Source organism: Bacillus sp. 17RED48, from assembly GCF_019837545.1.
Lineage (GTDB): Bacteria > Bacillota > Bacilli > Bacillales > Bacillaceae_G > Bacillus_A > Bacillus_A wiedmannii.
This window is the reverse complement of the sequence record NZ_JADAXG010000021.1, coordinates 1-20,496: the sequence shown is the minus strand read 5'-3', so window position 1 is coordinate 20,496 and position 20,496 is coordinate 1. Positions and strand designations below refer to the sequence as shown.

Genomic DNA, 20,496 nt, shown 5'->3' with positions numbered 1-20,496 from the left:
TGATACTATTTATATAATTTATATGGTGGAGGATGACGGGATCGAACCGCCGACCCCCTGCTTGTAAGGCAGGTGCTCTCCCAGCTGAGCTAATCCTCCGAAGTGGTGACCCGTACGGGATTCGAACCCGTGTTACCGCCGTGAAAGGGCGGTGTCTTAACCACTTGACCAACGGGCCAGTATGTATGGCAGAGAAGAAGGGATTCGAACCCTCGCACCGCGTTAGCGATCTACTCCCTTAGCAGGGGAGCCCCTTGAGCCACTTGGGTACTTCTCTGTATGGCTCCGCAGGTAGGACTCGAACCTACGACCGATCGGTTAACAGCCGATAGCTCTACCACTGAGCTACTGCGGAATAATAAAGACAATTTGTATCTTATAAAATTTCTTATCGTAAGTCAAGATTTTTTTTCACAACATCTTGTACAAACGTGACATGTTTATAATATACTGGATTGCGTTTTCACTGTCAAGATATTTTCTTTATCAGGTTCAGTTTCCCTTTACACTTTCCGCAGACATATCTTTTTGTATTTATTTGACGTCTTCTTACATATTGAAGCGAACAGCCCATACATTCATACGTATAAACCTTTTTTTCCTTCTCTTCATTAATTATTCGTTTACAGAAGCGTGGCGCATCAACTTCTTTTAACAATTCACGAAAATCTCTATCCCGGTGCTTATAGCCCCTTCCTGTAATATGTAAGTGATAATGACAAAGCTCATGTTTAATGATTCCGACTAACTCTTCTTTCCCATACATTTCGTAATATCGATAATTCAGTTCAATATTGTGTGTATTCAATAGATAACGTCCACCAGTTGTTCGCAACCTACTGTTGAACATAGCTCTATGTAAAAATGGCATTCCGAAGTATTGTAGTGATACTTCTTCCACCAGACGCTGTATTTCTTGCTCATCCACTCTCATTCCTCCTAAACTAAAAAATATTTTTACACTTTTCTCCTCCCTTATACATATATTAAATAGTACATATACCCATCCTCATTCAAGAAGCGTGGTTTCTAAAAATATAGCATGAATAGAAATCCACTCACCAACCTCTCATCAATAGTACCTTAGATTTTTGAGAGTAGGATTAAACAAGGAGGGATTCCTATGCCTACGTGGCTAAAAAAACAAATGCAACGCGCATATTTTGAAAAAAACCGGTATCAAATTAAATTACTAAATGAATGCTGGTTTTATTATAGCAAAATACATCAAAGCTCATAATCCATTACACGTTTTATCCCATAAAAAAAGAGCAGTTTCATCTGCTCTCTTCTCTTACTATTCAATCGGCAACATGGATAGTGCAACGCGACCTTTTTTCGTATCAATATCATCTACCCATACCTTGACGATTTGTCCGACAGATACAATATCTAACGGATGCTTCACATACTGTTTGCTTAGTTTAGAAATATGTACTAAACCATCTTGTTTTACACCTACATCAACAAAAGCACCAAAATCAACAACGTTACGAACTGTTCCTTCCAGTTCCATACCACGTTTTAAATCTTCTAATTTCAAAATCCCTTTTTTCAGAAGCGGTTTAGGCAGCTCATCCCTCATGTCTCGCTCTGGACTAATGAGCGCATCTATAATATCAACTAATGTCGGCTCCCCAACTCCCGTTTCTTGCGATAACTTAGAAATCTCCACTTCTTCTAAGCTCTTTTGTAATTGCAATTGTCCTACGTCATCTTTTGATAACCCTAGACTCTTCAATAACAATTCAACATTTTTATATTGTTCTGGATGAATACCCGTTCGATCTAACGGATTTGCCCCTTCTAATATACGTAAGAAACCTATGCATTGTTCATATGTCTTCGCACCTAAACGCGGTATTTTCTTTAAGTCTGTTCGTTTTGTAAATTTCCCTTCTTCTTCACGCTTTGCCACAATATTTTTCGCAACAGTTTTCGATAAACCCGAAACATATTGCAATAACGCAACTGAAGCTGTATTTACATTCACACCGACTTGGTTAACTGCCGTCTCTACTACAAATGTTAATGATTCATTCAATCTCTTTTGAGATACATCATGTTGGTATTGTCCAACCCCAACTGATTTAGGATCAATCTTCACAAGTTCAGCAAGTGGATCTTGCAGACGTCTCCCAATAGAAACAGCACTTCTTTCTTCAACCTGTAAATTCGGAAATTCCTCACGAGCTAAATCGGAGGCCGAATACACGCTCGCACCAGCTTCGTTCACAATAATATAGAAGACTTCTTGTTTCACATTTTGCAATACATCAACTATAAATTCTTCCGACTCTCTAGAAGCTGTACCATTCCCAATCGCAATCATTTCAACTTGATATTTATCTATAATGGAAAGAACTTTCGTTTTTGCATCTTCATATTTACGAACAGGTGGATGCGGATAAATAACATCAATATATAGAACCTTCCCCGTATCATCTACAACAGCTAATTTACAACCCGTTCTATATGCAGGATCTAAAGCTAACACAACCTTTCCTTTCATTGGAGGTTGTAATAACAAATTACGTAAGTTCTCAGAGAAAATATGTATCGCTTGTTCCTCAGCTGTTTCTGTTAATTCTTTTCGAATCTCTCTTTCAATGGAGGATTGAATTAATCGTTTATAACCATCCTCAATTGCTAACTTTACATAATGTGCACTTTTAGAATCGTTATCACGAATTACTCTCTTATATAAGAAAGTTACTATCTCATCTACTGGTGGAACAACAGAAACTCTCAATATATCTTCTTTCTCACCGCGATTCATCGCTAATACACGATGCGGTACTACTTTCTGCAACGGTTCTTCATAACTGTAATACATTTCATATATATTCTTTTCATCTTTCTCTTCATCTTTTACGGACGAAGACATAACACCTTTTCTAAAAGTAACATTACGAATCCAACTACGATAAGCTGCTTCATCTGAAACGATTTCTGCAATAATGTCTTGGGCACCTTGTAATGCTTCTTCTGCAGATTGCACTTCTTTCTCTGCGTTAATAAACTCCACTGCCTTCTGATTTGGATCTTCTTTCTTATATAACAATAACCATTCAGCTAACGGCTCTAGTCCTTTTTCTTTTGCAATCGTTGCTTTCGTTCTTCTTTTCTCTTTATATGGACGATATAAATCTTCTATTTCTTGCAACTTTACAGCTTTAACAATTTGCTGACGTAACTCTCCTGTCAGTTTCCCCTTCTCATCAATAAGACGAAGAACCTCTTCTTTCCTATCTTCAAGCTGCATCATATATTGCCATCTCTCTAAAATTGTACGAATTTGCACTTCATCTAAAGAGCCTGTCCATTCTTTTCGGTAACGAGCAATAAATGGAACTGTGTTACCTTCTTCTGTTAATTGAATAACATGACGAACTTGCTTTTCGGTAAAGCCTAATTCCTTCACTAACATTTTCATTAACGCTTGTCGATTATCTACCATCTCCATATACAACCGTAACCTCCTCTATAATAAAAAAAAGTTGCCCTGTAAAGAGAGCAACTTAAACTGCCGATTTAAAAATCTATTAGTCCTAAACTAATTTGTAGCGCTTCATCTACACGAATCATCATCACTTCATCTAAGTGAGTGATTTTGTCCGTTAAGCGCTGCTTATCGATTGTTCGAATCTGCTCAAGTAAAATAACAGAATCTCTCTCAAAACCGTACTTTTTCGCATCAATTTCCACATGAGTGGGTAATTTAGCTTTTTGAATCTGTGCAGTAATAGCCGCTACAATCACCGTTGGACTAAAACGATTTCCGATGTCATTTTGAATGACAAGAACCGGACGAACGCCTCCTTGCTCAGAACCAACAACTGGGGAAAGGTCTGCAAAATACACGTCGCCGCGTTTTACAATCAAAATATTACCCCCCGCTAACTAAGCGTTCTACTGTATGAGCTGCTTCATACTCTGCTAAGAAAGCTTCCGATGCAATACCAAGATTAATTTTTCCCATTTCAATGTACCCACGTCGCATTGATTCATGTTGGTAGCGTTTCTTCGTCTTATGTTGACGCAATAACAGTTGTGTTGCCTGGCAAATTAGTTCATGGCGATTCTTATTCTCTTGTTTTCCAATTCCGTCCAATTCCGTTACCATTTGCTTTGGCAACCGAACCACGATTTCAGTAGTTACACTTGATTCGGACACAAAAATACACCTCCACCGTCAACTACACACCCAAATATATATATGACACCTATTGTAATAATACCATTGTATGGAGCCTGTTGCAAAGACTTCCTTATTCCTTGCTTATGTTTTCCAATTCACAAACAAAACATTCATATTCTTTTATTTTTATCTTATTACAAACAAGAAACGAAAGAGTTCCCCTGCAAAATTCACGTTAAATTATGTTAAAAGTAATGATAAGTAAAAAGCTTCTCATCAAAATGAGCTTATTCTTAACCAATGAACAGTCCTCTCAAATGACAAGCAGCAAATCATACTACATTCTATATATTGTTCAAATAATTGATTACTTCTACAACCTTGCCGTGCCGTATGAATATTCTCGGCACACGGAAGCTTATCGTTGCAATAATTTCATAATTAATAGTCCCGGAATATTCAGCAACCTCAGTAGCACTAATATACTCATCACCTTGTTTTCCAATGAGTGTAACTTTCGTACCAAGCGGCACTTCACAAGGAAGGTGTATCATGAATTGATCCATTGTTACTCGACCTACAATCGGTACCCTTTTACCATTTATAAGCACTTCGAACCCTTGTAATCTTCTAAGCCATCCATCTGCATATCCAATCGCAACAGTTGCAATCCATTCTTCCGTTTTCGTTCGGTAAGTGACGTTATAACTAATCCCATCCCCTTTAATCACCTGTTTAATATGAGCAACTTTCGTATGCAGCGATAGCGCCGGTTCTAATTTAAACGGTAAAAAAGGGCGTATTTCTACAGACGGGGATAACCCATACATCGCAATGCCAATTCGTACTGCATTAAATGTAATCCCTTGAAAACGTAGCGTTGCAGCACTATTAGCTGTATGGACAAACTTAGGATCCACTCCGAACTCTTTCAACCAACTTAACTGCTGCAAAAATGTGTTATATTGCTTATCAAAGTAAGAAGTCTCCACCTCATCCGCTGTTGCAAAATGTGTATAAACTCCTTCTAATTCTAAAAACGGCGCACCTTCTAAACTCTTTAAAAACCCTTTTAATTCTTTTCGTTCGCGTATTCCAATTCTCCCCATACCACTATCGAAATTAATGTGGTATTTCATTGTAGATGAACCATCCCAAAGTTTGATCGCTTCATCTACCCATTCTTTTTGAAAAACAGTTAACGCTACATCATTTTCAGCAGCTACATTGACATCACGAGGCGGGGAAGGACCTAACACTAAAATCGGTACAGTAATACCAGCCCTTCGAAGCACTAGAGCTTCATCTAAAAAGGCAACCGCTAACCTTGTCGCCCCTGCTTCTAATGCCGTTTTAGCTACCGGTACATAATCGTGTCCATATGCATTCGCTTTGACTACAGCAAAAATCTCTACATCACTTGGAATGAAATCTTTAATGTGTGTAATATTGTTATAGATCGCATCTAAATCCACTTCCACCCAAGTGTCACGGTAAAATGGTGCTTCTTCCATAAATACACTTCCTTATACACGATATGCGAAGCTTATTCTTTTATATGCTTCTTTTATGAAATCCACCCTTCAAACTAAGAAAAGACGTGGTGCACATATATCACCACGTCTAAGAAGTTTACTTCACTTGCTTCTCTGTAACTGAACGAGCAACCATTAATAGCTCCTTCGGCTCTAAACCTTTAGACACGAGCATATATTCTACTCCGTTATGCGACCACGTTACAGATTCTTTCGTCAATGCACCAATCGTGAAACCAAGATCAACCAATTCTCCGCTCACACTTATCGCTGACGAAGCCTCTGCAACTTTTGCCTTTTCTTGTATCAAAGTAAAGGATTTCTTACTTCCAGTGTATGTGAGTATCGCACGCTTGCCACTGTCTGTCTTCAACTCTTTTTCATCTTTCAAAACCATACCTTGCGGCGTATCACGCGGATACAAAATAGCAAATGGTTTGTCTTCTTTCGCTGTTGTTTGAACATCTACTTGCGCTCTAGACATATTTTGTTTCGTATCAAATGCACCTTTATCAAATTTCGCATCAAATTTCACTTTTGAGAAATCTACTTTCACAAGAACATTTTGATCATTATCCATTAACTTCACCGAAACTGGTGTTAAATCACTTTTCTTCAATGTAATCTCTTGTTTCGGCAACATGTTTTGATGTTGATAGTTTGTTTTTGTTTTAAAAATATAATACTTATCTGTTTTTTCAAAAGTAAGGTTTTTCTTATCCTGTAAAATATCTCTCACAAGGGATTCATACAAGTAAGCCTGGCTACTATTTTGCGGCCAATCACTTTGGAAACGGAAACTCTTATTAAGTGCTGGCGTTAATACAAATACCCCTTCTTCATTTCTTAAAATAATTTGGCTTTGATCTTTTTTCGCATTCTGCAAATTCACACGATAAAAAGAAGGTTCCTTATGCCATATTTCTACCTTGTACTCCTGAGGCTCATTTCCTGTTTTAATAGATAATTTCGCTTCAGCTTGATAACTTTTCATCCCTTTTACTTTCGCCTCTAAATCTCTCACAACATCATCTTGTTTCTTTTCCATACAACCCGCCAACACAAAAACGGTTAATAAACCGACAAGAACTAAAAACAGACGCCTTTTCATCACTTCAGCCCCTTTGCCCCTATAAATGAATGGAAGATGTACCTTCCTTATCGCTACATCAAATATATGAGACAAAGATATAAAATATGCAGACTAGCGTGACGAGCTTTCTAAAACAACTTGAGCAACAGCAAATTCCTTACTATGACTAATTGATAAATGAACAATATGCTCTGTACTTGTAACGAGAATCGGCTTACCTCTATCATCATTCCTTACTTCAATATCTAAAAAACTTACTTCTTTTCCAATACCAGTTCCTACCGCTTTTGAATACGCCTCTTTCGCTGCAAATCTTCCAGCTACAAACTCTGTAAGGCGACTTCCCTTCAGCTCCTTAGCAACATTACGTTCACTTTCAGTTAAAATACGCTCCATAAATTTAAGTTTTCCATCTAGCATTTTTTCAATTCGATTCAATTCAATAATATCGATTCCAATTCCTACAATCATTTCAAAATCCCCTTCTTCTATTTAGCTTTCTTTTTTCATATTGTAAGAATAACAGAGAATCTTTCTGATGCAAAAGGAGTGATACTCACAACATGCTAATACCTTCTGCCCGCATTTCCTTACAACCAATCGTCATCGCTTTACTTCTCATACAATTAGTCATGATTATGTCAAGCGACTTCCTTCTCTTTCCTATGGCATCCTACAATGAATATATCGCTAAAGGAGAATGGTGGCGTCTCATAACTTCCTTACTTGTACATGTAGACTTACAACATTTCCTTTCTAATAGTATTTGTTTATTTGTGCTTGGCTCTTCTATTGAAAAACAACTAGGACACTTTTCTTTCATTATTATTTTTTTCCTTTCTGGTATTCTTGGAAATATTTCTTCTTATCTCATTATGCCTCTTGAATATATTCATGCCGGAGCATCTGGTGGTATTTTCGGATTGCTAGGTGCACAATTATTTCTATTGTATAGTCGATATCGTTCTTCCAATCCAAGAGACATCGCTATTTTTTCAATCATGATATGTATATTACTACTATTCACTTTCTTCAATCCCTCTGCTAACCCTATAAGCCATTTAACAGGATTGATCATTGGCGGTATTTGCACCCCTTTATTAACAAAAAAATTCGATGGTGCAGAGCTTATTTAATATAAAAGCTCGCACCATCGACAATTTCTACATCTGTTTGTTTACTTAAATCTCTCATTAATTGAAATAAAGACTCATCCTTCTTCTTCGCTTCAATCATACAATCAATTTGCGAAACACTTCCCTTTATCTTTTTTAAAAAAGATAAAAAAGTATCTACATTAATAAAGTCCGCATGTGCTCTCGGGTCTTTTCCCTCTCTAGGACTAGAAATGTGCATTTTCACCGGTAACAAAGACGATTCCCACGTATGTACAACACGCGCCCAATCTTCATGCCAATCTTCTCGATCATTATTCATCATATGGTGATGCAAATCAAACACGACTGGAATATCTAATTTTTCACCTAAATACAATGTTTCTTCTAAAGAAAAAGTCGTATCATCATTTTCTAATATGATCATCTCTTGGATACTTCTTGGAACACTTGACCAATTTTCTATAAATCGTTCTAATGCGAGTTCCTTATCGTTATAACCTCCACCCACATGTAATACGCATCGTTGCTTATGTGCAATTCCCATACCTTTTAATAATTTTTTATGCATCTGCAATGTCTTTACAGATTGTTTAAAAATATTCTTCTCAGGTGAATTCAGCACAACAAAATGATCTGGATGAAAATCAATACGCATATTCATTCGAATAGCGTAATCACCTAGCACTTTTAAATTTTCTTTTAAGGGGCGAATATAGTTCCACTCTAACAACTCCTCATGATTCGCCAAAGGAACAAGTTTGGAACTAAGCCGAAAGAAAGATATATCATGCCCTTTATTATGCTTTAATAACCGTAAACAATTTTCTAAATTCGAATTAGCAATTCTTTCGAGTTTACGAATTGCAGCCTCCCGATCATCAATTCGTTGAAACTGCGCATATGTCATCGTTTGAGATGGAGATGCATTCTTTAAATGTACACTCATCGCAACATACCCAAGTCTTACAAGCATGTAGCACCTCTTTTCTACACAAGTTATTATGTAGTATGTACAATTACAGAAATAAAAAAAGAGAATGCCAGCAAAGGGCATTCTCTTTTTTATTAAGCTTGTGGACGGCTATGATGTTTTCTTTCGCCACGTCCATTTGAAGATCCAGGGCGACCTTGACCTTCACCTTTACGACCACGGCTACCACCATCACGATTGCGATCACGGTTACGGCCATCGCCACCACGGCTACCACCATCACGATTGCGATCACGGTTACGACCATCGCCACCGCCGCGTCCGTCACGACTACGATTACGGTTACCATCACGGTATCCGCCTCCGTTACCGCCACGTTTTTTAGAACCGCCACCTCTTGAAACAACTGGTGGTTCTGATGTTAAAGCGATTGGAGTTGTATCTGGCTCTTTTGTCATCATTTTTAAAGCAGCAGCTACTACTGTTACAGAATCATTCTCTTCTAACATTTCTTCTGCAATACGCTTGTAGTATGATAAATTATCATTTTCAATTGTGCTTTGAAGTTTTTCAGCGATTAAACGTTGTTGACCTTCTAATGCCTCGTCAAGTGTCGGTGCTTCCATACGATCAACTTTACGTTTTGTAGTGCGCTCGATATTTTTTAATTGTCCTGATTCACGTGGTGTTACAAATAACATTGCAATACCTTTTTTACCTGCACGGCCAGTACGACCGATACGGTGAACGTATGATTCTGGATCTTGTGGGATATCGAAGTTATATACATGTGTTACGCCTGAAATATCAAGACCACGTGCAGCAACGTCTGTTGCAACAAGAACTTCAATAGCACCTTCTTTAAATTTACGTAATACAGACATACGCTTCGCTTGTGTTAAGTCACCGTGAATACCTTCTGCTGCATAACCACGTAAGTTTAATGCTTCTGATAATTCATCAACACGACGCTTTGTACGACCGAATACGATTGCAAGCTCTGGAGATTGAATATCTAATAAGCGTGTTAATACGTCAAACTTTTTCTTTTCTTGCACTTCTAAATAGAACTGCTGAATGTTTGGCATTGTTACTTCTTTTGCTTTTACTTTAATGTGTTGAGGCTCAGTCATGAAACGCTCAGCAATACGACGGATTGGATCTGGCATTGTCGCTGAGAATAATAATGTTTGATGTGTATCTGGCACATCTGTTAAAATCGCTTCAATATCTTCAATGAAGCCCATGTTTAACATTTCATCCGCTTCGTCAAGAACAACTGTCTCTACGTTTTGTAAGCGAAGTGTTTTACGGTTAATATGATCTAAAATACGACCCGGCGTACCAACAATAATGTGTGGGTGTTTTTTTAGAGCACGAATTTGGCGGTTAATATCTTGACCACCATAGATTGGTAAAATACGAACGCGTTTATGTTTACCAATTTTGTACAGCTCTTCTCCAACTTGAATTGCTAATTCACGCGTTGGCGCGATAACAATACCTTGAACTGCTTCTTTATTTGTATCCACTTTATCTAATAGTGGTAATCCGAATGCTGCTGTTTTCCCTGTACCTGTTTGCGCTTGCCCAATAATATCCTTACCTTGCAATGCATGTGGAATTGTTTCAGCTTGAATCGGCGTAGCCTCTTCAAAGCCCATACTTTCAACAGATTGTAGTAAAGACTCACTTAATCCTAATTCTCGAAATGTTGTCAATGTTACTTCTCCTTTTCTATCCTATACTTATCATTTAAAAAAAGGCGTTTTCCGAATTTGCGGAAAAGCCCTTTTCCTGAATGCTCACGTATATAAACGGGCGTATATTCTTCGCGAAAATACTTCTAAACGTTATTACACTTTATCAATTATAAGTTTTGTATGTGCAAAAAGCAAACCCAACTGTTACCTTATTTTCATATTCAGAGTTTTTTTCTTCACTTTTATTTTTTTATATTTACTGTAAGCGCTTATTATAAGTTTCTTCTATTTTCGCATCTATCATCCCTATTTATATACACCAATTATTTCAACATCGTAATTACTTCTTCCAATTTCATGCCGCGAGATGCTTTTATTAATACAACATCTTTAACATCAACTACTGCTTGTAACTCTTTTACTAGCTCTTCTTTATTATCATACGCTTTTACACGCTCAATAGGGAAATTAATTTTTGCTCCTTCAGCAATTTGAGCCCCTAATTTACCATATGTGAACACATATGCAATTTTTGCTGGATCGATTAATTTACCGACTTCATAATGAAACTGTACTTCTTGATTTCCAAGCTCTAACATATCACCGAGTACAACGATCTTCTTAGCAAATCCATCTAAACCGTTCATTAAGTGGAATGCTGCTTCCATAGCTGTCGGACTTGCATTATAAGCATCATTGATAATTGTTAATCCACTATTTGTTTTTACAATTTCCATACGCATGCCTGTCATTTGAAGTGTTACTAAACCTTCTTTCATCTCTTCCCACGTTACACCAAAATATTTCGCAATTGCCATTGAAGCAAGCGTATTGTACACATTGTGTTTTCCTAATACTGGTAAGTAAAATGAAATATTTTCTTCTCTATTCATTTTAAAATGTGTCCCAGTTGCCTGTAATGTTACAGTCGTTGGATAGTAATCATTTGCTCTAGCATCGCCAAAAGTAACTGTTTCAGCTATTAAATTCATTTCAGGAACACGATTTGTTAATAATGGCTCATCTCCGTTATATACGAACACTCCACCTTCTTGTAATCCTGTCACAATTTCTAATTTCGCTTCAGCAATTGCCTCACGAGAGCCTAAGTCCATTAAATGTGCCTCACCAATGTTCGTAATGATAGCTGCATTTGGACGAGCTAACTTAGATAAGAATTCAATTTCCCCTTGGCTTGACATACCCATTTCTAATACAGCTACTTCTGTATTTTCTTCTAAGTTTAAAATAGTAAGAGGTAACCCGATATGGTTATTAAAGTTGCCTTCTGTTTTTTGAACTTTGAATTTAGTTGCAAGAAGACTTGTTACAATATCTTTTGTAGATGTTTTACCATTACTCCCTGTCACACCAATAACTTTCACATCCAATTGATCGCGATAGTTTTTCGCTAACATTTGTAATGCCGATAGCGTGTCTTCTACAAAAATAACGGGAAGATTCTTAGGTGGATTTGCTACATCTTTCATCCATAATGTCGCCACAGCTCCATTTTCAACGGCTTTATCTACAAAAGCATGTCCATCGAAACGTTCACCTTGAATCGGAACATATAGGTTGCCTTTTTCGATTTTTCTCGTATCAATAGACACTCCTTGTATAGTAATTCCCTCATATTGCTCTGCTAATCCCGTACCATTTACCATCTGTTCTACTTGTTTTAACGTTCGATTTATCATGAGAACACTCCTTACATAGAGGAAGCACTATTCCTGCGAATAGTGCTTCCTCCTTTTTTGTTAGATTGTATATTTAATTTTTTGTTTTTCTTCGTGACGCTCAATCGCTAAACGAATTAGCTCTTCAATTAATTCCGGATACGGTAATCCAGTATGTTGCCATAGTAGAGGGAACATACTAAACGGCGTAAACCCTGGCATCGTATTCACTTCGTTAATATATACTTCTCCATCTTTCGTTAAGAAGAAATCAGCTCTTGTTAAGCCAGCACTATCTAACGATTGGAATGCAATAATTGCATCTCGCTTAATGACATTAGACTCTTCTTCTGTCATTTCAGCCGGAATAATTAATGCTGTATCGCCATCGATATATTTCGACTTATAATCATAGAAGTCCTTTTTCGGTACGATTTCACCTACAACTGAACATTTCGGTTCATCATTACCTAATACACCAACTTCTACTTCACGTCCAACGATATTTTCTTCTACAATAATTTTGCGGTCAAATTGGAATGCCTCTTCAAATGCATTCTCAAGCTCTTCACGATTTTTACACTTATTAATACCAACACTTGAACCAAGGTTTGCTGGTTTTACGAAGCAAGGATATCCTAAAACTTCTTCTACTTTTTCATATGCTGTTTCACAATCTTTTTCCCATGCACTACGAATAAACGATGCATACTTCGCTTGTTTCAATCCAGCTTCTGCGAAGATGTTTTTCATAACAACTTTATCCATACCAGCAGCTGATGCTAGAACACCATTTCCTACATAAGGAATGTTCATTAATTCTAATAATCCTTGAACCGTTCCATCTTCACCATTTGGTCCATGTAATAATGGGAAAATAACGTCAATAGCATTTTCTTCAGAAGCTGCAGATGGAATGATTTCTGTACTTAATGATAGCGGAGAAATCGCATTTTCTGCGCCGCTCATTTTTAGAACTTCAACATCTGTTACTTCACCTTCAATACGCTCACCGCGCACCCATTGACCTTGTTCTGTAATATAAATTGGATGAATCTCGAATTTATCTTGATTTAATGCTTTAATAGCAGCAAGAGCCGTTTGTAGCGAAACTTGATGCTCAGCTGATTTTCCACCATATAATAAACCTAATTTAATTTTTGTCACTGAAATCACCCTAACCAATTGTTTTCATTTTTCTATTTTAGCACTTTTTATAAAAATAGGTAGTTCCTATTTGAAATAAAATGTAACTTCCACAAATAATTAAATGACACCACTTATTGGTTTTCTATACTTTTTCTACTTAACTTTCTTCATAAATATACAAAATTAAATTCTAAAATACAGTGAAACTTTCATTAACGAGGGGCCATCCCCACTAATTATCAGCCCGCACCAATCGGGCAGTTATCTCCCGCCGAATTTTGAGGTGGAAGTCTTACTGCCCACAAATAGTGGGATAAAATTGTAATCCAATCTAGTTATGTACCTAAAATATGTAGAAATCCCCTTTTTGTGTATGTCATCTACTCATTAAGAAGATTGTTTGGTCAGTTTGCCTTTTTGCCTTTGCTCAACGAGACGATCTAAAGAAACATATACAATACCTGCAACTACACATCCTACAGCTAAAATTGTAAATAGAAAGTGGCCAAGTAATCGATCCAATAAAAAACCACCAAGAAGTGGACCGAATGCGCCTCCTGTAATCCACTGCAAACTTGCAGCTCCCATATAAGTCCCTCTCAAGTGCTCAGGAGCCAAATTCGCTACAAACGTCATCTGTACAGGCGACATAATCATCTCACCTAACGTATATATGGCATAAACGAACAGCAACGTTATTAAAATAATCGTAGCATTTGCATCAAATTCTCCAAACCACTTCGGTAACCATCCTATAAAGAACAAACCAATCCCGAACAAACATGCACCATATAACATCGTCTTTCCGACAGGTTTATCTGTGGCCCATTTTGAAATTTGAAATTGGAACAACACAACTAATAGTCCATTTAAAGCCATTAAATATGGATATGGATTGTTAGTTCCAAAAATGCCTTTCATTTCATTATCAAAGTGCAGCGGCAACATACCTTCTGTTTGAGAAAATCCCATCGAAATAATGATACCTGCTAACAAATAAATCATTAGTGCCTTATCTCTCATTACAATTTTCCAAACCGCCCCTGATTCCTTTTCTTTATTCTCTTCTTTATTCGCGCCCTTTGGCATTGTCTCTTGAATAAGAATGAATACAAGTAATGCATAAAATAACATCGTAGACGAGGCAATAATAAACACAAGGTTCTTCGACAACATAACTACTGAAGCACCCATTATCGGGCCAATTGCAGCACCTATATTGTACCCCATCCGCAATAAACCGTATGCCTCGGTTCTTTTTTCAGGTGCTGTTACATCCGCAACCATCGCTGATGCAGCGGGATGGAATAATGAATTACTGAGTCCTAAAAAAATAGATAAAATAGCATAAGGAATAAATCCTTCTATAAATAAAAAACCTAGCATGAACAAAGCATTACTCACCATTGAAAAGATCATTATTGGCTTTCTTCCATATATATCAGCAATCCTCCCACCAAGAAGAGAACCGAAACTTGCGGCAATCGGAGAAAGTGCCATAATAACCCCTACTTCCAATAACGAATCCACCTTATCTTTTAAATATAGTGCAAAAAAAGGCATCAACATCATCATTGCAATTCCATTTAACGTTTCGCCAATAAACCGAATCCATATGTTTCGGTCCATCTCCCTTAACTCACGCCACGTATTTTTCATACATTCACCCCTCAGTTCCCCAACAATTATATTATATACACAATCAGAAAAATGTAAATTTTCAGAATAAAAAATCCATCCTAACAGAATTAGAATGGATTTTTCAACTTATAAATTTGCTGCATCCTCTTCGTCTTTACTATTATTTAAAGCACTATGTTTTCGGCTATATAAGAAGTAAACCGCAATACCGATAACCATCCATACCCCAAAACTAATCCAAGCAGTTCCGGATAACTGAAGCATTAAATATAAACAAAAAATCACCGTTAATGCTGGTAAAAATGGTACAAGCGGTGCCTTAAATGCTCTTGGTAAATCAGGATGAGTTCTTCTCATTACAATAACAGCAACAGCTACAAGTGCAAAGGCTGATAAAGTCCCCATATTTACAAGATGCGCTAACACATTTAAATCTATTAATCCTGAAATAAGTGCTGCAATAATTCCTGTTGTCCATGTATTTAAAAATGGTGTTTTAAATTTTGGATGGACTTTAGCAAGGCGCTTCGGCAATAATCCATCTCTACTCATTGCATACGAAACACGTACTTGCCCATACATCATAACTAACATTACTGTTGTGATTCCTGTAATTGCTCCTACTGAAATTACTCCCGCTAAACTATCTTGTCCAATAAATTGAAGTGCAAAAGCAACTGGATCTGATATATTTAACTGTCCGTATGGAACAATTCCTGTCAAAATAAGTGAAACAACAATATAAAGAACCGTACAAATTAATAAAGATGCAATAATGCCAATTGGTAAATCACGTTGTGGACGTTTCACTTCTTCTGCTGCCGTTGAAACTGCATCGAATCCTATGAATGCGAAGAACACTGTCGCAGCTCCAGCCATTACACCATCTAAGCCAAACGGCATAAAAGGTGTCCAATTTTCAGGTTTTACATAATTAAAACCAGCAAAGATAAAGATGAGAACAACCGCTAATTTAATAAACACCATAATGTTATTTATTCGTGCACTTTCACGAACACCTCTAGATAAAAGAACTGTCATCACTAAAATAATTAGAACCGCAGGCAAATCAATTATTCCACCCTTTCCTGTACCAGGGGCCGAGGAGAGAATGGTAGGAATATGGATCCCAAATCCCTTTAATAAAGATTGAAAATAAGCGGACCAACCGTTTGCTACAGCAGATGTAGCGAGTAAATACTCAAGCATTAAGTCCCATCCAATTAAAAATGCGAATACCTCTCCCATCGTCGCATATGTGTACGTATACACACTGCCTGAGACAGGAACTGAAGAAGCGAATTCAGCATAACAAAATGCAGCAAAGGCACAGGCTAACGCGGCTATCGCAAATGATAATATAATAGCTGGTCCAGAATGTTTTGCTGCTACCACGCCCGTTAGAACAAAAATACCTGTTCCAACAATTGCCCCGATTCCAAGCATAGTTAAATCCAATGCACCCAATGTTCTTGCTAACGTCTTTTGCTTACTCTCTTGCATTAGCTTTGCAATAGGCTTCTTTTGAAAAATTTGCTTCATAGCATGCTCCTCCAAGTTTTAAATTTTCTGAAAATTTTTAATTCGCTTTTTTATTTTACTCATTGTACTTTCCCCAGTCAATACTTTTGTCGAAATAAGTAGAAATCTTTCGGAACATACAATATCCTTATCGTTGTTTCTATATATCTTTCCGTATTTTTTTTTGGTATTATTATACATGTCGATTCCACAAAAGAGGCATGCTCACTTATTGAGCATGCCTCTTTTTACCTATTTCATAGTATGTGACCCTTCTTCAATCCAGCTATACATATATTTTTCATCTTCTGTTTCATGTGCTTGCTTTACAATACGAAGCGGACGGAACGTGTCTATCATAACAGCTAGTTCAAGTGTTTCTTTCTTCCCTATACTTCCCTCTGTTTTACCAGGATGCGGCCCATGAGGAATTCCGCTCGGATGAAGTGTAATAGAACCTTCTTCCACACCTTTCCGGCTCATAAAGTTTCCTTCTACATAGTACAGTACTTCATCACTATTCACGTTACTATGATAATATGGTGCCGGAATAGATTCTGGATGATAGTCGTATAAACGTGGTACGAAAGAACAAATAACGAAATTGTGACCTTCGAACGTTTGATGTACTGGAGGTGGCTGATGAATACGACCTGTGATTGGTTCAAAGTCCTCTACATTAAAGACCCACGGATATAAATAGCCATCCCAACCAACAACATCTAACGGATGGTGCCCTAAAACATGTTTATGCATATACCCTCGCGACTTTGTCATTACGACAAACTCACCTTTTTCATCATACGTCTCTAATTTTTCAGGACCACGAATATCTCTCTCACAAAACGGACTATGCTCTAACAATTGTCCATATTCATTCCGATAGCGACGCGGCGTTGTGATTTGACTATTTGCCTCTACAACAAGAAATTTAGTCTCTCCTTCATCTGGAATAACACGATAAATCGTTCCAATTGGGATTGTTACATAATCACCTTTTCGATAGTGAATCGTTCCAAACATCGTTTCAATTTTCCCTGTTCCATAATGAACAAATAACATTTCATCACCATCACCATTACGGTAGAAATAGTCCATTTTTTCTGTTGGAGCCACTATTCCAATTAATAAATCCTCATTCCCAAGCATAAAATTTCTTCCGCTTACTGCATCGCCAGTTTTTTTATTTTCTTTTGTGCGAAAATGACGATGAGCAAGAGCTACATCTTCTTCATACTGCAACTGACAAGAATGAGATAATGCCGCATGACCTACTTCCGTTGGCATATAATGATGGTACAAAATAGATTGCGTACCAGAAAAACCTTTTGTTCCCATTACCTGTTCGCGATAAAGCGACCCATCTTTTTTACGGAATTGTACATGTCGTTTATGAGGTAGCTCCCCCATGTGACGATAAAACATGCCCATCACCTGCTTCCATTTCTTTTTTGACCGTATTACGTAACGTACCTAAACCAGTAATCGTAAGTTCTACAACATCCCCATCTTGCAGCCACTCTTCCGTACCCAATTCTAAAACACAACCTGTTCCTACTGTCCCAGAACCAATCACATCGCCTGGATATAACGTAACGTCTTCCGAAGCACGTTCAATCATTTCAGCAAATGTATAGTAAATATCTTGGAAGTTCCCCTTTGATAATAGCTTTCCATTTACATGAGCAGTCATCTCTAACTCATAACGGTCACCGTTACGATAAACATCCAATTCCTCTTTCGTAACAAGGTGCGCTCCTAATGAAGTTGCAAAATCTTTTCCTTTTGCTGGACCAAGTCCTACCTTCATTTCTGTTGCTTGTAAGTCCCTTGCACTCCAGTCGTTCATAATACAATAACCAAAAATGTATTCCTCTGCTTGCTCACGAGAAATATTTCTTCCTTCTTTCCCAATTACACAAGCGATCTCTAACTCATAATCAAGCTTTTTAGATTTCTTCGGACCAATTACAAAATCATCCGGACCAATTACAGCACGATGGTTCGTAAAATAAAAAACCGGGATATCGTACCATTCAGGTACAACCTCTAGCCCTCTCCGGCCGCGGGCCGTTTTTACATGCTGTTCAAACGCGTAAAAATCCCGAATACTACTCGGATTAGGAATTGCCGCCGCTAATTGCACTTCCTCTAAGGAATATATACCCTTTTCTGGATTCTCTATATTACGCAATACTTCTACATACTCATCCGCTTTCTCTAAAAAGGCGAACATAGAAGAAGGTAATTTTCCATCACTAGCAAGATTGATATCAATTACTTTGTCACCTTCAAGCCATCCAGCTCGCATTTCTTTCGAAGGAAGACGAAATGTAACAAATTTCATCATGATTCCTCCCTATAAAAATGAAATTTCCACCAGCAAAGAGACTTTTGCTGGTGGATACAAATCTTATAAGTTTCCGCGACGTTCCTGTTCTCTTTCAATTGATTCAAATAATGCTTTAAAGTTCCCTTCTCCAAATCCGCGAGAACCTTTACGTTGAATAATTTCAATAAATAAAGTTGGACGATCTACAATTGGTTTCGTAAAGATTTGTAGTAAGTATCCTTCCTCATCGCGATCTACTAAAATCTTTAATTCTTTTAACCTATCAATTTCTTCATCAATTTTCCCAACTCGCGCACTTAACTCATCATAATAAGTATCAGGTGTATCTAAAAACTCCACGCCATTTTCACGAAGCGCTTCCACTGTTTTAACAATATCGCTTGTTAATAAAGCAAGATGTTGTACACCTGCTCCATTATAGAATTCTAGATATTCTTGAATTTGCGATTTTCTCTTTCCATCTGCTGGCTCGTTAATAGGGAACTTAATACGACTTCCATTTGTCATAACTTTCGACATTAATGCTGAATACTCTGTACTAATATCGTCATCATCAAAATGAATCATTTGTTTAAAGCCCATAACATTCTCATAATAGCTAACCCATTCTTCCATTTTCTCAACATTACCAACTACGTGGTCTACAGCAATTAAACCTGACTCTTCAAACGGAATATTAAACTCCACCTGTTGGAATCCTGGCATAAATGTTCCTTTATAATTTTTACGCTCTACAAGCGTGTGAATTGTATCACCATACGTACCAATAACTGCTTTTTTCAATGTACCGTTCTCGTCTGTTAATTCCACAGGTGGAGCAATCGCGACGGCACCACGTTTCACAGCTTCCGAGTATGCTTTGTCAACATCGTCAACAAGTAAAGCAACATCTTTTACACCATCACCATGTGTCTTTACAAATTCTGCGATACGATTATCGCTACTTAAAGCTCCAGACACAACAAAACGCATATTTTTTTGCACAAGAACATAAGATACCTTTTCACGGTTACCAGTTTCTAATCCAGAGTAAGCCACAATTTTGAAACCGAATGCTCTCGCAAGGTAATAACTTGATTGCTTTGCATTTCCTACGTAAAATTCCAAATGATCTACATCACGTACCGGAAAAAAGTCCTCCATTTGTGCAGCTAGCGTATCCATAGATTTTTGTTTCATAAAATTCTCATCCCCCTGTAAATAGATTAAATGGTCCATACTTAAAACCAACCGAAAACGCTTCCAACATCAATTAATAGAAATTAGTTAGCAAGCTAACAAATTCTGACCTTTAAAATTTTCTATCTTTTCTGTCAAATTCCTCTTTTTTTCTTACATATAAAATTCGACTTTTTTCTCTTTACATGACGGAGGGAATATTAATACTTGAAGATATATATGAGAGGAAAACAAAAAAGACCCCAACATATTAACTACTTACTAATATGCTAGAGTCTTTATTTTTTTTGAATGATTGTATTTATATGTCTCATACTAATACATTTGCAAGGAATAAAATAAATGATGTTAATACTACCGCTCCACCTAATGATCCTAATAAATCTGTTTTTGTTACTTGTAACACTTGTTCACTGTTCATATTCCTCATTCTCCTTTCATTTTGTATGATTT

General features: G+C 37.2%; 19 protein-coding genes and 4 tRNA genes. 2 read left to right on the top strand and 21 right to left on the bottom strand.

All coding sequences use genetic code 11. The features are described 5' to 3' along the window. Positions 1 to 23 precede the first annotated feature (23 nt). From ILT06_RS31370 to ILT06_RS31350, 5 genes are all read right to left on the bottom strand, one after another. Positions 24 to 99: transfer RNA gene (locus ILT06_RS31370), tRNA-Val, on the bottom strand. A gap of 4 nt (positions 100 to 103) precedes the next feature. Then, positions 104 to 178: transfer RNA gene (locus tag ILT06_RS31365), tRNA-Glu, on the bottom strand. 8 nt (positions 179 to 186) lie between these two features. Continuing rightward, positions 187 to 277, bottom strand: a tRNA-Ser gene (locus ILT06_RS31360). Positions 278 to 280: 3 nt separating this feature from the next. Beyond that, a tRNA-Asn gene (locus tag ILT06_RS31355) sits at positions 281 to 355 on the bottom strand. Between the two features lie 114 nt (positions 356 to 469). Beyond that, entirely contained in the window at positions 470 to 934 is a 465-nt protein-coding gene (locus ILT06_RS31350; RefSeq protein WP_141669113.1) for a SprT family protein, read from the bottom strand. A gap of 189 nt (positions 935 to 1,123) precedes the next feature. On the opposite strand from ILT06_RS31350, the gene cmpA reads away from it, so the two are divergent. Continuing rightward, a complete protein-coding gene (gene cmpA / locus ILT06_RS31345) occupies positions 1,124 to 1,240 on the top strand; it encodes a cortex morphogenetic protein CmpA (RefSeq protein ID WP_001143642.1) in 117 nt (38 codons plus the stop codon). Between the two features lie 57 nt (positions 1,241 to 1,297). On the opposite strand, the gene ILT06_RS31340 is transcribed toward cmpA, so the two are convergent. The 6 genes from ILT06_RS31340 to acpS all read right to left on the bottom strand — a co-directional run bounded on the left by ILT06_RS31340 (position 1,298) and on the right by acpS (position 7,240). Continuing rightward, complete coding sequence (locus tag ILT06_RS31340) at positions 1,298 to 3,466, bottom strand: Tex family protein (protein WP_064475232.1); 2,169 nt, start codon at positions 3,464 to 3,466, stop codon at positions 1,298 to 1,300. Between the two features lie 68 nt (positions 3,467 to 3,534). Beyond that, positions 3,535 to 3,885 carry a type II toxin-antitoxin system endoribonuclease NdoA gene (gene ndoA, locus ILT06_RS31335; protein WP_000635963.1) on the bottom strand — a complete coding sequence of 117 codons (351 nt, stop codon included), beginning with the start codon at positions 3,883 to 3,885 and terminating at the stop codon, positions 3,535 to 3,537. Positions 3,886 to 3,889: 4 nt separating this feature from the next. After that, on the bottom strand, positions 3,890 to 4,177 hold the full coding sequence (locus ILT06_RS31330) for an antitoxin EndoAI (protein WP_000004570.1): 288 nt from the start codon (positions 4,175 to 4,177) through the stop codon (positions 3,890 to 3,892). Between the two features lie 308 nt (positions 4,178 to 4,485). Continuing rightward, entirely contained in the window at positions 4,486 to 5,655 is a 1,170-nt protein-coding gene (gene alr, locus ILT06_RS31325; protein WP_000390587.1) for an alanine racemase, read from the bottom strand. 118 nt (positions 5,656 to 5,773) lie between these two features. Continuing rightward, the gene (locus ILT06_RS31320; protein WP_149173330.1) at positions 5,774 to 6,724 is read right to left on the bottom strand and encodes a LolA family protein; all 951 of its coding nucleotides are present in this window, start codon (positions 6,722 to 6,724) and stop codon (positions 5,774 to 5,776) included. A 156-nt stretch (positions 6,725 to 6,880) separates the two neighbouring features. Beyond that, the gene (gene acpS, locus ILT06_RS31315) at positions 6,881 to 7,240 is read right to left on the bottom strand and encodes a holo-ACP synthase (protein ID WP_000635044.1); all 360 of its coding nucleotides are present in this window, start codon (positions 7,238 to 7,240) and stop codon (positions 6,881 to 6,883) included. Positions 7,241 to 7,332: 92 nt separating this feature from the next. Here acpS and ILT06_RS31310 point away from each other — a divergent pair, with 92 nt between their 5' ends. Continuing rightward, positions 7,333 to 7,905 (top strand): rhomboid family intramembrane serine protease, encoded by a 573-nt coding sequence (locus ILT06_RS31310; RefSeq protein WP_064475233.1) that lies wholly within the window; start codon positions 7,333 to 7,335, stop codon positions 7,903 to 7,905. Here the strand turns inward: ILT06_RS31310 and uvsE are convergent. The 10 genes from uvsE to ILT06_RS31260 all read right to left on the bottom strand — a co-directional run bounded on the left by uvsE (position 7,898) and on the right by ILT06_RS31260 (position 20,464). Then, on the bottom strand, positions 7,898 to 8,860 hold the full coding sequence (gene uvsE, locus ILT06_RS31305) for a UV DNA damage repair endonuclease UvsE (protein WP_088048235.1): 963 nt from the start codon (positions 8,858 to 8,860) through the stop codon (positions 7,898 to 7,900). The two genes, ILT06_RS31310 and uvsE, sit on opposite strands and share 8 nt — an antisense overlap. A 92-nt stretch (positions 8,861 to 8,952) precedes the next feature. Next, positions 8,953 to 10,539 (bottom strand): degradosome RNA helicase CshA, encoded by a 1,587-nt coding sequence (cshA, locus tag ILT06_RS31300; RefSeq protein ID WP_000206596.1) that lies wholly within the window; start codon positions 10,537 to 10,539, stop codon positions 8,953 to 8,955. A 305-nt stretch (positions 10,540 to 10,844) separates the two neighbouring features. After that, positions 10,845 to 12,221, bottom strand: a complete 1,377-nt coding sequence (murF, locus tag ILT06_RS31295) for a UDP-N-acetylmuramoyl-tripeptide--D-alanyl-D-alanine ligase (RefSeq protein WP_064475235.1) — start codon at positions 12,219 to 12,221, stop codon at positions 10,845 to 10,847. Between the two features lie 60 nt (positions 12,222 to 12,281). Next, on the bottom strand, positions 12,282 to 13,367 hold the full coding sequence (locus tag ILT06_RS31290; RefSeq protein WP_000161438.1) for a D-alanine--D-alanine ligase: 1,086 nt from the start codon (positions 13,365 to 13,367) through the stop codon (positions 12,282 to 12,284). 369 nt (positions 13,368 to 13,736) lie between these two features. Then, a complete protein-coding gene (locus ILT06_RS31285; RefSeq protein WP_064475236.1) occupies positions 13,737 to 15,008 on the bottom strand; it encodes an MDR family MFS transporter in 1,272 nt (423 codons plus the stop codon). Between the two features lie 108 nt (positions 15,009 to 15,116). Then, complete coding sequence (bcaP, locus tag ILT06_RS31280; RefSeq protein ID WP_000809356.1) at positions 15,117 to 16,532, bottom strand: branched-chain amino acid transporter BcaP; 1,416 nt, start codon at positions 16,530 to 16,532, stop codon at positions 15,117 to 15,119. Between the two features lie 231 nt (positions 16,533 to 16,763). After that, complete coding sequence (locus ILT06_RS31275; protein WP_064475237.1) at positions 16,764 to 17,936, bottom strand: homogentisate 1,2-dioxygenase; 1,173 nt, start codon at positions 17,934 to 17,936, stop codon at positions 16,764 to 16,766. Next, positions 17,902 to 18,858, bottom strand: coding sequence for a fumarylacetoacetate hydrolase family protein (locus ILT06_RS31270; protein WP_064475238.1), 957 nt, complete (start codon positions 18,856 to 18,858; stop codon positions 17,902 to 17,904). The genes ILT06_RS31275 and ILT06_RS31270 overlap by 35 nt, the downstream gene beginning before the upstream one ends. A 66-nt stretch (positions 18,859 to 18,924) precedes the next feature. Continuing rightward, positions 18,925 to 20,043 (bottom strand): 4-hydroxyphenylpyruvate dioxygenase, encoded by a 1,119-nt coding sequence (gene hppD / locus ILT06_RS31265; RefSeq protein ID WP_000810916.1) that lies wholly within the window; start codon positions 20,041 to 20,043, stop codon positions 18,925 to 18,927. A gap of 310 nt (positions 20,044 to 20,353) precedes the next feature. Beyond that, on the bottom strand, positions 20,354 to 20,464 hold the full coding sequence (locus tag ILT06_RS31260) for a DUF3948 family protein (RefSeq protein ID WP_001083700.1): 111 nt from the start codon (positions 20,462 to 20,464) through the stop codon (positions 20,354 to 20,356). Positions 20,465 to 20,496 lie beyond the last annotated feature (32 nt).

What these genes read in the sequence shown, in the direction of transcription:
- ILT06_RS31350 (WP_141669113.1), bottom strand. Translation starts at nt 934, where the DNA reads ATGAGAGTGGATGAGCAAGAAATACAGCGTCTGGTGGAAGAAGTATCA.
- cmpA (WP_001143642.1), top strand. Translation starts at nt 1,124, where the DNA reads ATGCCTACGTGGCTAAAAAAACAAATGCAACGCGCATATTTTGAAAAA.
- ILT06_RS31340 (WP_064475232.1), bottom strand. Translation starts at nt 3,466, where the DNA reads ATGGAGATGGTAGATAATCGACAAGCGTTAATGAAAATGTTAGTGAAG.
- alr (WP_000390587.1), bottom strand. Translation starts at nt 5,655, where the DNA reads ATGGAAGAAGCACCATTTTACCGTGACACTTGGGTGGAAGTGGATTTA.
- ILT06_RS31320 (WP_149173330.1), bottom strand. Translation starts at nt 6,724, where the DNA reads ATGGAAAAGAAACAAGATGATGTTGTGAGAGATTTAGAGGCGAAAGTA.
- acpS (WP_000635044.1), bottom strand. Translation starts at nt 7,240, where the DNA reads ATGATTGTAGGAATTGGAATCGATATTATTGAATTGAATCGAATTGAA.
- ILT06_RS31310 (WP_064475233.1), top strand. Translation starts at nt 7,333, where the DNA reads ATGCTAATACCTTCTGCCCGCATTTCCTTACAACCAATCGTCATCGCT.
- uvsE (WP_088048235.1), bottom strand. Translation starts at nt 8,860, where the DNA reads ATGCTTGTAAGACTTGGGTATGTTGCGATGAGTGTACATTTAAAGAAT.
- murF (WP_064475235.1), bottom strand. Translation starts at nt 12,221, where the DNA reads ATGATAAATCGAACGTTAAAACAAGTAGAACAGATGGTAAATGGTACG.
- ILT06_RS31285 (WP_064475236.1), bottom strand. Translation starts at nt 15,008, where the DNA reads ATGAAAAATACGTGGCGTGAGTTAAGGGAGATGGACCGAAACATATGG.
- bcaP (WP_000809356.1), bottom strand. Translation starts at nt 16,532, where the DNA reads ATGAAGCAAATTTTTCAAAAGAAGCCTATTGCAAAGCTAATGCAAGAG.
- ILT06_RS31275 (WP_064475237.1), bottom strand. Translation starts at nt 17,936, where the DNA reads ATGTTTTATCGTCACATGGGGGAGCTACCTCATAAACGACATGTACAA.
- ILT06_RS31270 (WP_064475238.1), bottom strand. Translation starts at nt 18,858, where the DNA reads ATGAAATTTGTTACATTTCGTCTTCCTTCGAAAGAAATGCGAGCTGGA.
- hppD (WP_000810916.1), bottom strand. Translation starts at nt 20,043, where the DNA reads ATGAAACAAAAATCTATGGATACGCTAGCTGCACAAATGGAGGACTTT.
- ILT06_RS31260 (WP_001083700.1), bottom strand. Translation starts at nt 20,464, where the DNA reads ATGAACAGTGAACAAGTGTTACAAGTAACAAAAACAGATTTATTAGGA.